Origin of the sequence: Bradyrhizobium sp. CCH5-F6 (genome assembly GCF_001556045.1) — a bacterium.
GTDB lineage: Bacteria > Pseudomonadota > Alphaproteobacteria > Rhizobiales > Xanthobacteraceae > Bradyrhizobium.
Genome location: NZ_LSIC01000164.1, coordinates 1 through 12,744, shown reverse-complemented (window position 1 = coordinate 12,744; position 12,744 = coordinate 1). Strand labels below are relative to the sequence as shown.

Sequence of the window (12,744 nt, the reverse complement as noted above, 5' to 3'; positions counted from 1 at the left end):
GGTGGTGCCGGCGGCGGGTTGTTGGCGACGACGGCCGGCGCAGCGGGAGGCGCAGGCGGCGGTGTCGTTGCGGGGCGCGATCCGCCAGCCCCCGGAATGAACGAGAAATCCTCGGCCAATGACGAGGAGATCCACGGCACCTGCTCGCCGCGCGAGGCGCGGGTGACGCCCATCTTGGTGCGGTTCAGCGTCTCCTCGGCCATCAGGTCGGGGACGCGGATTTCCTTCAGCAGTTCCTGGACGAACAGGCTGCGCTCGCCGCCGGCGTCCGAGACCACCGAGGCCAACGCCGCCGAATACATCACCAGCGTTCCGTTCGGCGCAATGACCGGGGTCAGGCCGGCCGAGAAGCTGCGGAACCGCCGCTCGAACGGGTTGCGCCTGCTAGCGTCGATCAGCGCAATCTTGACGCCGGCGCCGCGGGTGTTGAGCTCGCCCAGGATGGTCTCGAGGCTGAAGCCGTCGCGGCGCACGTCGGATTCGGTCCAGATCTGTGCGTCGACCGGCAGCAGATAGCTCTGGCGCGCCGACTGGATCCCGAAACCGCTGAAGAACACCAGCGCCACCGATCCCGGCTTGATCTTGCCGTAGAGCTTGTCGAAGGCGCGGCGCATGCCGTCGCCGGTCAGGTTCTCGCCGATCTCGACCGAAAAGCCGTCGCGCTTGAGCTCGTCGGCGACATCACGCGCGTCGTTGATGGGTTCTTTCAGCGGGGCATCCGCATCCGGATATTTTGCGTTGCCGATGACCAGCGCAAAACGGTCGCCGGCGGCCAGCGATGGGGCCGTCGGAACAAGCGAGATGAGCAAGGGCAGAAGGAAAAAGAAGCGAATTTTCATAATCAGCGCGGTCCAGCCAAAAAGGCGCCGTTCCAGCTTGCGCCGCGGCGACCTTAACTTACGCTCTAAGCATTATCAAACCGGGGACGGGGGGCGTCAACCGCTTGGAGATTCGACCTTATCGGGATTATTGACGGTAACGGAAGGACGTCGCGCGAGCGGAATGGAGGGGCTGTCATGACGGTACTCGGCGCGACCTGGTTCGATCCAATCGGCAGCATGCTAGGGCAACCATGACGATGAAAATGTGATTGGTCTCACATTGCGGGGCCGGCACCGGCACAGCGCCTCGTTTGACCTTTCCTGCCGACGATGGCTTGGTGAGCTCGATCGTCCCAGAAGATTCAACTCAGAAAAGCAAGACCATGGGAAACGTCTACGAAATCTACGCCCTGCGTTACGCGACGATGTCGCCGCGCACCCCCCACATGAACTTTCTGGTGCCAGATCCACATGATAGTGCGGCGCAGGACCTCGACTATTTCGTCTGGCTGATCCGTGGCGGTGGCCGCGACATCCTGGTCGACACCGGCTTCAACGCCGAGGAGGCGAGCGCCCGGGCGCGCAAGTTGACGCTCAATCCGGTCGACGCGCTGGAGCGTTTCGGCGTCGCTGCGTCCGCGATTCGCGACGTCATCGTGACGCATCTGCATTACGATCACGCCGGCAATCTCGATCGCTTCCCGCATGCCCGCTTCCATCTTCAGGAGCGCGAGATGGCTTACGCGACCGGCCGCTGCATGTGCAACGGCCTGTTGCGCCATCCGTTCTCGGTCGAGCACGTCACGCAGATGGTGCGCCACGTCTATGGCGAGCGCGTCACTTTCTATTCCGGCGACGGCGAGGTCGCGCCCGGCGTCACCGTGCATCGTGTCGGCGGCCATTCCGACGGTTTGCAGGTGGTCAGGGTCGAGACCGCGCGCGGGCCGGTGGTGCTCGCCTCCGATGCCGCGCATTACTACGCCAATCTGCAACGCCGCAGCCCGTTCCCGATCGTCTACAATGTCGGCGACATGACGCAGGGCTGGGAGACGATCGAGCGCCTCTCCGGGCATCCGGATCGTTTCATACCCGGGCATGATCCGATCGTGACGGAGATCTATCCGCGCGCCAGCGACAAGGTCGACGCCTGGGCGCTGCATCTGCCGCCGACGAGATCTTTTGCGAAGTGATGGTGGCGACCCGCGGCGTGACTACGGGCCTCAATGTCAGGCCCGGTTGAGGCCTCAAGCCGTTATTTGTTCAACTGCTCTTGGCGTCCGCGCAATACGGTTTGGCGAGACTCGGCCAAACTGAATTTCTCAATGGGAGCCTTGTCGGTGGATGAAATAGCTCTGTGCGCCGGATGGGCCGCGCTCTTGACCCCAAAGGGAGCAATGTCGGTCGAGCGGTAATAGAGTCGCTCGGGCTCGGCGGTGAAGCGGCCACAGCACATCAACTCAAAAAAGGTCAGATGCTGGTCTGCCTCCCACACGGAAATATCGATCCACTCGGGAACTTTTTGATCTCGCCACAACAGGGAAGTCACGGCGTCGGCCGTCAGCGGTCCAACGCGTTTCCCGTGTTTTTCAAAGTCGTTAGGGAAAATGATCTCATCTCCCACGAGGGGATTCTTGTCATATGAACAATTCAACAAGACCCAGAACGCATAGGCGCCAGGCAGAGAATCAAGAACGTAACGCGCCGCGAACTCTCGGCTACGCTCACTGGCAAGAAGGAGATGATCAAGGAATACTTCACGATCCATATTGATCTCTTTATCACCGAAGCCAAGTACGAATATTCCCTCGACGATGTTTTTTGACGGAGCGAGCGCCGCTAAATATTGAGCCGGAAAGGGTGCAACGGCCGACGTCTGCGCCCTTCAGCGTCCTAATACGCCTGCTTGGCGTCGGCTTCCTGGCTTGTCTGGATCAGGTCGAGGCTCTGCTCGATCTTGCCGAGCAGGGCCGACAGCTGCTTGCGCTCCTGCGCGGAGAGGCAGGCGAGGATTTCATCCTCCCGCCGCAGCAATTGCGGAAACAGCTCCTCGTACAGCGCGCGGCCCTTCTTCGTCAGTTGCAGGCGGAATTCGCGGCGGTCGGCTTCGTTCTCGACCCGCTCGATCAGGTTGGCGTTGAGCAGCGTCGTCACCGCGCGGCTGATGGTGGATTTGTGCGTGCGGGTGCATTGCGAGATGAATTGCGCGCTGCAGGCATCGTTGCGGAAGCCGAGCGTGGCGATCACGCGCCAGGCTGGAATATCGAGACCATGCCGCTCCTGATATTCGACCGAAAGCGCGGAACTCACCTCCGCTGCGAGCCGGTTGAGGCGGAATGGCACGAACTTGAACAGATCGAGCCGCGGCTTGGGCGGCGCCGAAGCCTCGCGGGCCTGCCGTGTCTTGAGGGCGATGTCGCTGGATGTCCTCGCCAAGGGGAGCGCTCCGAATTCCAGTTGACGGCCGGCCGGCTCCGGTCCAAAATAGTTGCACGTGAGACTATCTAGCAGACCAGTCCTCTCCTGACCAGAGCCGAGGTTAGTGCATGGCGCAGGCCAAATCCCAGTTCGGCTATCGACGCCACCCCGATCAGGATCGTCCCGTTCAGCACCCGGCCGAGCATCCGGTCGTGGTGGTCGGCGCCGGACCGGTGGGGCTGTCGCTCGCGATCGATCTGGCCCAGCGCGGCCAGCGTGTGGTGCTGCTGGACGATGCCGACCGCATCGGGGAAGGCTCGCGCGCGATCTGCTTCTCGAAACGCTCGCTGGAATATTGGGACCGGCTGGGCGTTGCCGACCGCATGGTCGAAAAAGGCGTGGTGTGGAGCGTCGGCCGCATCTTCCACGGCGAGTCCCAGCTCTACCAGTTCAACCTGTTGCCCGAAGACGGCCACAAGCGGCCAGCCTTCATCAATCTGCAGCAGTACTACGCCGAGGCCTATCTGGTCGATCGCATCAACGATCTGCCTGAGGTCGACCTGCGCTGGCGCAACAAGGTGACGGCGCTCGAGCAACGCAACGATTCCGTCGCGTTGACGATCGAGACGCCCGAGGGCGCATACCGCGTGCTCGCCCAGTATGTCATCGCCTGCGACGGCGCGCGTTCTTTGCTACGGCAGATGGTCGGCGCCGAGTTCGCCGGACAGGTGTTCGAGGATCAGTTCCTCATCGCTGACGTCAAGATGACGGCGGAATTCCCGACCGAGCGCTGGTTCTGGTTCGATCCGCCGTTCCATGCCGGGCGTTCGGCGCTCCTGCACCGGCAGCCCGACGATGTCTGGCGAATCGACCTCCAGCTCAGTCGCTATGCCGATCCAGTCGTCGAGAAGAAGCCGGAGAACGTGCGGCCGCGCATCGCACGCATGCTTGGTCACGACAAGTTCGAGTTCGAGTGGATCTCGCTGTACAAATTCCAGTGCCGGCGGATGGATCGCTTCATCCATGGCCGTGTGATCTTTGCCGGCGATTCCGCGCATCAGGTTTCGCCCTTCGGGGCGCGCGGCGCCAATTCCGGGCTCGAGGACGCCGAAAATCTGTCCTGGAAGCTCGACCGCGTGCTGCGCGGCGCCTCGCCCGCGAGCCTGCTCGATAGCTATCACATTGAGCGCAGCGCGGCCGCCGATGAGAACATCCGCGAATCCACCCGTTCGACCGACTTCATGGCGCCGAACTCGCATCAGGAGGCGCGGCTGCGCAAGGCGGTGCTGTCGCTGGCCAAGGAGACCGAGTTCGGCAAGCGTATGGTCAATGGCGGGCGGCTGTCGGTGCCGTGCAGCTATGACTCGCCGCTGTCCTCGCGCGATGCGGATGCCTGGGCCGGCGGACCGTCCCCCGGCTGTTCCATGCTCGATGCGCCCATCGCAGTGCGCGCGGGCGAGCAGGCCTATCTGACCGACGCCTTCCGCAAGGGTGGAACGCAGTTCACCCTGCTGTCGTTCGACGATGATACGACGATCCAGGTTCCTGAAGGCGTCAAGGATCTCCGCATCGGTGGCGAGGCCGGGCTTGCCGATCCGTCGGGGCTCGCGGCGAAGCGGTACGATGCCCAGCCTGGGACGGCCTATCTGCTGCGGCCCGATGGTTATGTCGCCGCACGGTTCCGCCATCCGACCGGTGCGATGATCGCGGCCGCGCTTTCGCGCGCCCAGAGCCTGAATTGAGGTTCTTGCGCAATGGGTCTTTCAACCAGCTCGAACTTCGCACGCCCCGACGATGCCTTCCGCGCCATCGTCGAGGCGCATCGCGGTCTCACGGAGGAGCAGAGCGCCGACTTCGATGCGGCGCTGGTCCTGATCCTTGCCAACCATATCGGGGACATCGACGTGCTGCGTGAGGCGATCGGGCTCGCCCAGCGCCGCATGATCGACGACCAGCAGCAACAGCAGCAACAACAATAGACTTGTAAGGAAGTATTTATGGCGAAGAACTTCGCATCAACCGGCGACCTCGCCGAGAAGAAGATCACCTTCTCCGAGATCGGCACCGATCTTTACGCCTTCACCGCCGAGGGCGATCCGAACACGGCCGTGATCGTCGGCGACGACGGCTGCCTCGTGTTCGACGCGCAGGCAACGCCTGCGATGGCGAACAAGGTGATCGAGCGCGTGCGCGCCGTCACCGACAAGCCGATCAAATATGTCGTGCTGTCGCACTATCACGCCGTGCGCGTGCTGGGGGCCTCCGCCTACAAGGCGCAAGGCATCGTCGCCTCGCAGGAGACCTATCGCCTGATCCAGGAGCGCGGCAAGCAGGATTGGGATTCCGAATATGGCCGCTTCCCGCGCCTGTTCCAGGACGCGCAGAGCATCCCCGGCCTGACCTGGCCGACGCTGACCTTCGAAGGCGAGATGACAATCTATCTCGGAAAGCGCGAGGTGCGTTTGATGCAGCTCGGAGCCGGCCACACCTCCGGTGACATCGTCGCTTGGGTTCCGGACGCGGAGGTGATGTTCTCCGGCGATCTCATCGAATATCACTCGGCCTGCTATTGCGGCGATGCGCATCTGCGCGAATGGCCGATGACGTTGAACGAGATCCGCAACTTCAATCCGAAGGCGATCGCGCCGGGTCGCGGCGATGCGCTGAAGGGCACGGCCACGGTGCGCGAAGCCATCGCGATGACGCGCGACTTCGTCACCTCGCTCTATGGCGCCGCCGAAATCTCCGTCGCGAAAGGCCGCACGCTGAAGGAATCGATGGCGGCGACCCGCGAGGTGATGGATCCGAAATTCCACAGCTTCGCCATCTACGAGCACTGCCTGCCGTTCAATGTGTCGCGCGCCTATGACGAAGCGTCGGGGATCGACGACCCTGTGATCTGGACCGACAAGCGCGACCAGGAAATGTGGGCCGCCTTGCAAGGAGGAGGATAGTCATGAACATCAACACCTCACCCGACCAGATCATCCGCAGCTCGGCGCAGGTCACGCCCGGCTACATGTCCGGCTTCGGCAACAGTTTCGAGACCGAGGCGCTGCCCGGCGCATTGCCGATCGGGCGCAACTCGCCGCAGCGCTGCGCCTATGGCCTTTATGCCGAGCAGCTCTCGGGCTCGCCCTTCACCGCGCCGCGGGGCAGCAATGAGCGCTCGTGGCTCTACCGCATCCGTCCCTCGGTGAAGCATTCCGGCCGCTTCGACAAGGTCGATGCCGGCCTGTGGCGCTCGGCACCGTGCCACGAATACGATCTGCCGATCGCGCAGCTGCGCTGGGATCCGACGCCGCTTCCGAAGGATGAGGTCACCTTCGTGCAGGGCGTGCAGACCATGACGACGGCCGGCGACGTCAACACGCAGGCAGGCATGGCCGCACATGTCTACCTCATCACCAAATCGATGGTGGACCAGCATTTCTACAATGCCGACGGCGAGCTGATGTTCGTGCTGCAGCAGGGAAATTTGCGGCTCGTCACCGAGTTCGGCCGCATCGATGCCGAGCCCGGCGAGATCGTGGTGATCCCGCGCGGTGTCAAGTTCCGCGTCGAGATTCCGAATGGTCCTGCGCGCGGTTATCTCTGCGAAAACTACGGCGGTGCCTTCACGCTGCCGGAACGCGGGCCGATCGGCGCCAATTGCCTTGCCAATGCGCGCGACTTCCTCACGCCGGTCGCGCATTACGAGGACAAGGACACGCCGACAGAGCTGTTCGTGAAGTGGGGCGGTTCGCTGTTCAAGACGCAGCTCGCCCATTCGCCGATCGACGTCGTCGCCTGGCACGGCAATTACGCGCCGTACAAGTACGATCTGCGCACCTTCTCTCCCGTCGGCGCGATCGGCTTCGACCACCCAGATCCCTCGATCTTCACGGTGCTGACCTCGCCGTCGGAGACCGCAGGCACCGCGAACATCGACTTCGTGATCTTCCCCGAGCGCTGGATGGTCGCGGACAACACCTTCCGTCCGCCCTGGTACCACATGAACATCATGAGCGAGTTCATGGGGCTGATCTACGGCGTCTACGACGCCAAGCCGCAAGGCTTCGTCCCCGGCGGCATGAGCTTGCACAATTGCATGCTGCCGCACGGCCCGGACCGCGATGCTTTCGAGCATGCCAGCAATGGCGAGCTTAAGCCGGTGAAGCTGACGGGCACCATGGCCTTCATGTTCGAGACCCGCTACCCGCAGCGCGTCACCGCGCATGCGGCGAACGCATCGACATTGCAGGACGATTACGCGGATTGCTGGAAGGGCCTGGAGAAGAAATTCGATCCGAGCCGGCCGTAGTCTTGCTTACCCTCCCCTGGAGGGGGAGGGTCGCTACACATGCAGCGAAGCGGAATGCGTAGCGGGGTGGGGTGACGGTCTCTCCACGTCCAACAGTGCCCGTGTTGAGAGATCACCCCACCCCGTCTCATATTTCGCTGCGCTCAATATGAGCCGACCCTCCCCCTCCAGGGGAGGGTGACATTGCCACCGCTGCGCCACGGGAAACCAATGCCCCACCCCAACGACCCCAGCCTCCGCTCCTTCATCGACGTCGGTCCGGCCTCCGATTTCCCGATCCAGAACCTGCCCTATGGCGTGTTCTCGACCGCGGCCAACCCGACGCCGCGGGTCGGGGTCGCGATCGGAGACTACGTGCTCGATCTCTGGCAGCTCGAGCAGGATTCGCGGCTCGACGTCGGGCCGCTCGGCGTGTTCTCGGCAGCATCACTCAACCCCTTCATGGCGCTGGGGCCGAAGGTGTGGACGAAGACACGGGCGCGGATCAGCGAGCTGCTGCGTCACGATCATCCGGAGCTGCGCGACAACGAGGAGCTGCGCAAGCAGGCGCTGGTGCCGATGCGGGACGCCAGATTGCATCTGCCCTTCGCCGTCTCCGGCTACACCGACTTCTATTCGTCGAAAGAGCACGCCACCAATGTCGGCGTCATGTTCCGCGGCAAGGACAATGCGCTGCAGCCGAACTGGCTGCATATGCCGATCGCCTATAACGGCCGCGCATCGACGGTCGTGGTCTCCGGCACGAAGGTGAAGCGGCCTCGCGGGCAATTGAAACCGCCGAATGTGGATGTGCCGAGCTTCGGGCCTTGCAAGCGGCTCGACTTCGAGCTCGAGATGGGCGTCGTGGTCGGCCAGCCCTCGCCGATGGGCGGCATGCTCACCGAGCAACAGGCCGAGGAGATGATCTTCGGCTTCGTGCTGCTCAACGACTGGAGCGCGCGCGACATCCAGCAATGGGAATATGTGCCGCTCGGGCCGTTCCTTGCCAAGGCGTTTGCGACCTCGATCAGCCCCTGGGTGGTGACGCGCGAGGCGCTGGAGCCGTTCCGGCTGAAGGGACCGGAGCAGGAGCCGGTGCCGCTCGATTATCTCAAGCAGGCGAAGCCGCAGAACTACGACATCGCGCTCGACGTGTCCCTGCGTGCCGCCGGCGCCAATGCTGCCGCCAGCATCAGCCGCACAAATTTCAAGTACATGTACTGGTCTTCGGTGCAGCAAATGATGCACCACGCTTCCTCCGGCTGCGCCATGAATGTCGGCGATCTCCTGGGCAGCGGCACCATTTCCGGCCCGGAGAAGGACCAGCGCGGCAGCTTGCTCGAGATCAGCTGGAACGGCACCGAGCCAGTTGAGCTGCCCGGCGGCGCCAAGCGCTCGTTCCTGGAAGACGGCGACAGTCTCGTGATGCGCGGCTGGTGCCAGGGCAACGGCTATCGCGTCGGCTTCGGCGAGGTCGAGGGGACGATCCTGGCGGCGGAGTGATCTCCGCCATCGCCACAAACACCGTCATTGCGAGGAGCGAAGCGACGAAGCAATCCAGAGTTTCTCCGCGGAGGGATTCTGGATTGCTTCGCTGCGCTCGCAATGACGTGGAGAGAGCCTACCGTTTATCCGGCGGCACATCGCGTATCCGTGCACAATGCGCGGCGACATCATCCACGCTGTACTTCAGGTGCACCCGCTTGTCGGACGGCGTCTGCTTGCTGGCGCATACGCCCGGCCGCCATTCCTGCGCCGGCCGGATCGGGCGCGGGGCAAAACCGCCACCGCAGTTCGGGCAGACGTTGAACAGTTTCGTCTCGACGCAATCCGCGCAGAACGTGCATTCGTAGGAGCAGATCCGAGCGTCCGTTGCGTTTGGCGGCAGGTCGCGATCGCAATATTCGCAGTTGGGTCGAAGCTGGAGGGCCATGATTGAATCTCCGCATTTATGTGGATCATTGCAGATCGCTCGCGCACCGCGAATGCCGCATTTCCCTCGATTTCAGCCGGCCTTGATTTCCTTGAGCGGCAGTCTGGAGCTTTCCTTGAGCCTGTCGAGCACGATCGAGGAGCGTACATGCGCCACGCTCTGGTGCGGCATCAAGACGTCGTTGACGAGGTTGGAGAGACCCTTGAGGTCGCGCAGCACCGCCTTGAGCACGTAGTCGGCATCGCCTGTCAGCGAATAGGCTTCCTGGATCTCGTCGATCCGGTTCACCAGCGCGCGAAAACGCTTGGAATTGTCAGGGGAATGGGTCGCAAGCCCCACCTGGATGAAGGCGATCACGCCGAAGCCGAGCGCCTCGCTGGAGAGGTCGGCATGATAGCCCGCGATCACCTTCTCCTCCTCCAGCCGCATCCGCCGGCGCGAGCATTGCGAGGCGGAAAGGCCCGCGAGGTCGGCGAGCTCCTGGTTGGTGAGGCGGCCGTCTTCCTGGAGCGCGCCCAGGATCTTCAGGTCGAAGGCGTCCACGGAAATCATGCGTCAATCGTCCATTTTCTGCACAAACCGTGCATAGGGTAGCGAAATTGCGTCCCGTTTGCACGCTTCTTGCGCGCCCCATGAACGATAGTTCCTCCCGGCAGCAAATTGGGAGAGCAGCATGGGTCCGTTTCCGCACGATGCACCGCCGGCCACGATCAGCGCCGACAATCCAATGGGCACCGACGGGTTCGAGTTCGTCGAATATGCGCATCCCAATCCGGACGAGCTCCACGCACTATTCCGGCTGATGGGCTATGCGCCCGTCGCGCGCCACAAGACCAAGAAGATCACGGTCTACCGCCAGGGCGACATCAACTATCTCGTCAACGAGGAGCCCGGCACCCACGGCTACGACTTCGTCGCCACGCATGGACCCTGCGCGCCGTCGATGGCGTTCCGCGTCGTCGATGCGAAGGCGGCCTATGACCGCGCGATTTCGCTCGGTGCAGAGCCTGCAGACGTGTCATCGGCACAAAAGACGCTGGACGTGCCCGCCATCAAGGGTATTGGCGGCAGCCTGCTCTATTTCGTCGATCGCTACGGCGCCAAGGGCTCGGCCTATGATGCCGAGTTCGAATGGCTCGGCGCACGCGATCCGCGACCGGTCGGCGCAGGCCTGTTCTATCTCGACCATCTCACCCACAACGTCCATCGCGGCCGCATGGATGTCTGGGCCGGCTTCTATGAGAAGCTGTTCAACTTCCGCCAGATTCGCTTCTTCGACATCGAGGGCCGTGCCTCCGGCCTGTTCTCGCGCGCGCTGACCAGCCCGGACGGCAAGATCAGGATTCCGATCAACGAGGACGCCGGCGATTCCGGGCAGATCGAGGAATATCTCAAGACCTATCGCGGTGAGGGCATCCAGCACATCGCCTGCGGCTGCCGCGACATCTACCGCACCATCGAAGGCCTGCGCGAAGCCGGCCTGCCGTTCATGCCGTCGCCGCCCGACACTTACTTCGAGAAGATCGATACGCGCCTGCCCAAGCATGGCGAGGACGTCGCGCGGCTCAAGAAGAACGGCATCCTGATCGACGGCGAGGGCGTGGTCGACGGCGGCCAGACCAAGGTGCTGCTGCAGATATTCTCCGCCAACGCGATCGGCCCGATCTTCTTCGAGTTCATCCAGCGCAAGGGCGACGACGGCTTCGGCGAGGGAAATTTCAAGGCCCTGTTCGAATCGATCGAGGAGGACCAGATCCGGCGCGGTGTGCTGAAGGTGGATGCGGCGTAAGCGCTGCGTGCCACAGCAGGCTCGTCAAAACAGGCGTCGTCCCGGACAAGCAAAGCGCCGATCCAGGACGACAGCGGAGCTTGAAGCGACGGCAGAGAGACTAACGCCCCGCCCACGCCTTCGTCACCGCGGCGATCTCCGCCGCTTCCGGCTCGCGTACCGCCGACGGCGTGCGTGAGAAGCGCGGTGCCGGCCCCGGCTGCTTGATGCCGTGACGCTCCACGAAGACGTTGCGGGCGACCATGTGGGGGTGCTGCGTCGCCTCCGACATGGTCAGCACCGGCGCGAAGCAGATGTCGGTGCCTTCCATGATCTTGCACCAGTCTTCGCGCGTCTTGCTCTTGAACACCGTCTTGAGCTTCTCCTTCAGCGCCGGCCAGGCCTTGGGATCCATCTGCGCGTCAAAATCGGCGTCGGTGAGCCCGGCATGCTGGCGCAGCAGCGCATAGAATTGCGGCTCGATCGAGCCGATCGAGACGAAATTGCCGCAGGCGCATTCATAGACACCGTAGAAATGTGCGCCGCCATCGAGGAAGTTGCGGTCGCGTCCCTCGGACCAGCGTCCCATCGCGGTCATGTCGAAGAAGAAGGACATCAGCGATGCCGCGCCGTCGCACATGGCGGCATCGACGACCTGACCTTTGCCGGACTTCTGAGCTTCCAGGAGCGCCGCGAGCACGCCGACGACGAGATAGAGCGCGCCGCCGCCGAAATCGCCGACCAGATTGAGCGGCGGCACCGGCGCCTCCTTCGTGCCGATCGCGGCCAGCGCGCCGGTGATGGAGATGTAGTTGATGTCGTGGCCGGCGGCGTTCGCCAGCGGGCCTTCCTGACCCCAGCCCGTCATGCGGCCGTAGACCAGCTTGGGATTGCGCGCGAGCACGACATCGGGACCGAGCCCGAGCCGCTCCATCACGCCGGGACGAAAGCCTTCGACCAGCGCGTCGGCGCCGGCGAGCAGGTCGAGCACTTGCGCAATCGCTGCCTTGTCCTTGAGGTCGAGCTCGATCACCTTGCGGCCGCGGCCAGCCACCGACTTCATGCTTTTATTCGCGCCGATCCGGTCGAGGGTGACGACTTCGGCGCCCATGTCGGCCAGCATCATGCAGGCGAACGGGCCCGGACCGATGCCGGCGAATTCGACGATGCGGAAGCCTGAGAGCGGGCCGGAATTGCGGACGGAAGCGGTTTGGGCGGGCTTGTCGAGCACTTTTGTTTCCTCGGATCGCGGGCGCCTGCCAAGTCCAGGCGGGCGCGACGTTCGTCTCTGTGGGCGAGTTAATCGTCTGATTAACTTTTCCCGCCTTCACTGCAGCGAGGCAAGCGCTTTTCGCGCATGGGCGCATAATAAAAGCGGCGCGCATTGCTGCGCGCCGCGGAAGAGTTGTGTCCAGTGGCTAGAGCCTTTGCCGTTCCGATGGAATCGGAACGCGGCTCCAGCTTTTTGTTTTGACGCGTTTTCTTGACGCGAACCGGCGTCCACTTCGCTCGAAAACGCTCTAAC

13 protein-coding genes and 1 pseudogene are annotated in these 12,744 nt (G+C 63.3%); 7 read left to right on the top strand and 7 right to left on the bottom strand.

The annotated features are described in order from the left end of the window. Positions 1 to 839, bottom strand: an 839-nt coding sequence (locus AX729_RS28515; protein WP_197433691.1) for a caspase family protein, incomplete at its 3' end; no start/stop codon positions are given. A 365-nt stretch (positions 840 to 1,204) separates the two neighbouring features. On the opposite strand from AX729_RS28515, the gene AX729_RS28510 reads away from it, so the two are divergent. Beyond that, complete coding sequence (locus tag AX729_RS28510; RefSeq protein WP_061027524.1) at positions 1,205 to 2,011, top strand: N-acyl homoserine lactonase family protein; 807 nt, start codon at positions 1,205 to 1,207, stop codon at positions 2,009 to 2,011. 62 nt (positions 2,012 to 2,073) lie between these two features. On the opposite strand, the gene AX729_RS28505 is transcribed toward AX729_RS28510, so the two are convergent. Both AX729_RS28505 and AX729_RS28500 read right to left on the bottom strand, forming a co-directional pair. Beyond that, a complete protein-coding gene (locus AX729_RS28505; protein ID WP_061027523.1) occupies positions 2,074 to 2,586 on the bottom strand; it encodes a hypothetical protein in 513 nt (170 codons plus the stop codon). A 125-nt stretch (positions 2,587 to 2,711) separates the two neighbouring features. Beyond that, on the bottom strand, positions 2,712 to 3,254 hold the full coding sequence (locus AX729_RS28500) for a MarR family winged helix-turn-helix transcriptional regulator (protein WP_061027522.1): 543 nt from the start codon (positions 3,252 to 3,254) through the stop codon (positions 2,712 to 2,714). A gap of 110 nt (positions 3,255 to 3,364) precedes the next feature. On the opposite strand from AX729_RS28500, the gene AX729_RS28495 reads away from it, so the two are divergent. From AX729_RS28495 to fahA, 5 genes are all read left to right on the top strand, one after another. Next, entirely contained in the window at positions 3,365 to 4,978 is a 1,614-nt protein-coding gene (locus AX729_RS28495; protein ID WP_061027521.1) for an FAD-dependent oxidoreductase, read from the top strand. A gap of 12 nt (positions 4,979 to 4,990) precedes the next feature. Beyond that, positions 4,991 to 5,215, top strand: a complete 225-nt coding sequence (locus tag AX729_RS28490; RefSeq protein WP_061027520.1) for a DUF2783 domain-containing protein — start codon at positions 4,991 to 4,993, stop codon at positions 5,213 to 5,215. Positions 5,216 to 5,233: 18 nt separating this feature from the next. After that, positions 5,234 to 6,190 (top strand): MBL fold metallo-hydrolase, encoded by a 957-nt coding sequence (locus AX729_RS28485; protein ID WP_061027519.1) that lies wholly within the window; start codon positions 5,234 to 5,236, stop codon positions 6,188 to 6,190. A gap of 2 nt (positions 6,191 to 6,192) precedes the next feature. Then, positions 6,193 to 7,539, top strand: a complete 1,347-nt coding sequence (gene hmgA, locus AX729_RS28480) for a homogentisate 1,2-dioxygenase (protein WP_061027518.1) — start codon at positions 6,193 to 6,195, stop codon at positions 7,537 to 7,539. A 210-nt stretch (positions 7,540 to 7,749) separates the two neighbouring features. After that, positions 7,750 to 9,021, top strand: coding sequence for a fumarylacetoacetase (gene fahA, locus AX729_RS28475; protein ID WP_061027517.1), 1,272 nt, complete (start codon positions 7,750 to 7,752; stop codon positions 9,019 to 9,021). A gap of 118 nt (positions 9,022 to 9,139) precedes the next feature. Here the strand turns inward: fahA and AX729_RS28470 are convergent, their stop codons facing one another. Next, positions 9,140 to 9,451: a DUF1272 domain-containing protein gene (locus AX729_RS28470; RefSeq protein ID WP_061027516.1), complete on the bottom strand. Its 312-nt coding sequence runs from the start codon at positions 9,449 to 9,451 to the stop codon at positions 9,140 to 9,142. 72 nt (positions 9,452 to 9,523) lie between these two features. Further along, positions 9,524 to 10,003 (bottom strand): Lrp/AsnC family transcriptional regulator, encoded by a 480-nt coding sequence (locus tag AX729_RS28465; RefSeq protein ID WP_061027515.1) that lies wholly within the window; start codon positions 10,001 to 10,003, stop codon positions 9,524 to 9,526. 121 nt (positions 10,004 to 10,124) lie between these two features. On the opposite strand from AX729_RS28465, the gene hppD reads away from it, so the two are divergent. Then, entirely contained in the window at positions 10,125 to 11,240 is a 1,116-nt protein-coding gene (hppD, locus tag AX729_RS28460; RefSeq protein ID WP_061027514.1) for a 4-hydroxyphenylpyruvate dioxygenase, read from the top strand. Positions 11,241 to 11,340: 100 nt separating this feature from the next. Here hppD and AX729_RS28455 read toward each other — a convergent pair whose 3' ends face one another. Continuing rightward, positions 11,341 to 12,450 carry a CaiB/BaiF CoA transferase family protein gene (locus tag AX729_RS28455; protein ID WP_061027513.1) on the bottom strand — a complete coding sequence of 370 codons (1,110 nt, stop codon included), beginning with the start codon at positions 12,448 to 12,450 and terminating at the stop codon, positions 11,341 to 11,343. Between the two features lie 80 nt (positions 12,451 to 12,530). After that, positions 12,531 to 12,744, bottom strand: a pseudogene (locus AX729_RS40935) (hypothetical protein); the annotation flags it as partial.

Excerpts from the sequence above, each read along its gene's own strand:
- AX729_RS28490 (WP_061027520.1), top strand. The coding sequence starts at position 4,991 with ATGGGTCTTTCAACCAGCTCGAACTTCGCACGCCCCGACGATGCCTTC.
- AX729_RS28470 (WP_061027516.1), bottom strand. The coding sequence starts at position 9,451 with ATGGCCCTCCAGCTTCGACCCAACTGCGAATATTGCGATCGCGACCTG.
- AX729_RS28510 (WP_061027524.1), top strand. The coding sequence starts at position 1,205 with ATGGGAAACGTCTACGAAATCTACGCCCTGCGTTACGCGACGATGTCG.
- AX729_RS28495 (WP_061027521.1), top strand. The coding sequence starts at position 3,365 with ATGGCGCAGGCCAAATCCCAGTTCGGCTATCGACGCCACCCCGATCAG.
- fahA (WP_061027517.1), top strand. The coding sequence starts at position 7,750 with ATGCCCCACCCCAACGACCCCAGCCTCCGCTCCTTCATCGACGTCGGT.
- AX729_RS28505 (WP_061027523.1), bottom strand. The coding sequence starts at position 2,586 with ATGGATCGTGAAGTATTCCTTGATCATCTCCTTCTTGCCAGTGAGCGT.
- AX729_RS28465 (WP_061027515.1), bottom strand. The coding sequence starts at position 10,003 with ATGATTTCCGTGGACGCCTTCGACCTGAAGATCCTGGGCGCGCTCCAG.
- hmgA (WP_061027518.1), top strand. The coding sequence starts at position 6,193 with ATGAACATCAACACCTCACCCGACCAGATCATCCGCAGCTCGGCGCAG.
- hppD (WP_061027514.1), top strand. The coding sequence starts at position 10,125 with ATGGGTCCGTTTCCGCACGATGCACCGCCGGCCACGATCAGCGCCGAC.
- AX729_RS28485 (WP_061027519.1), top strand. The coding sequence starts at position 5,234 with ATGGCGAAGAACTTCGCATCAACCGGCGACCTCGCCGAGAAGAAGATC.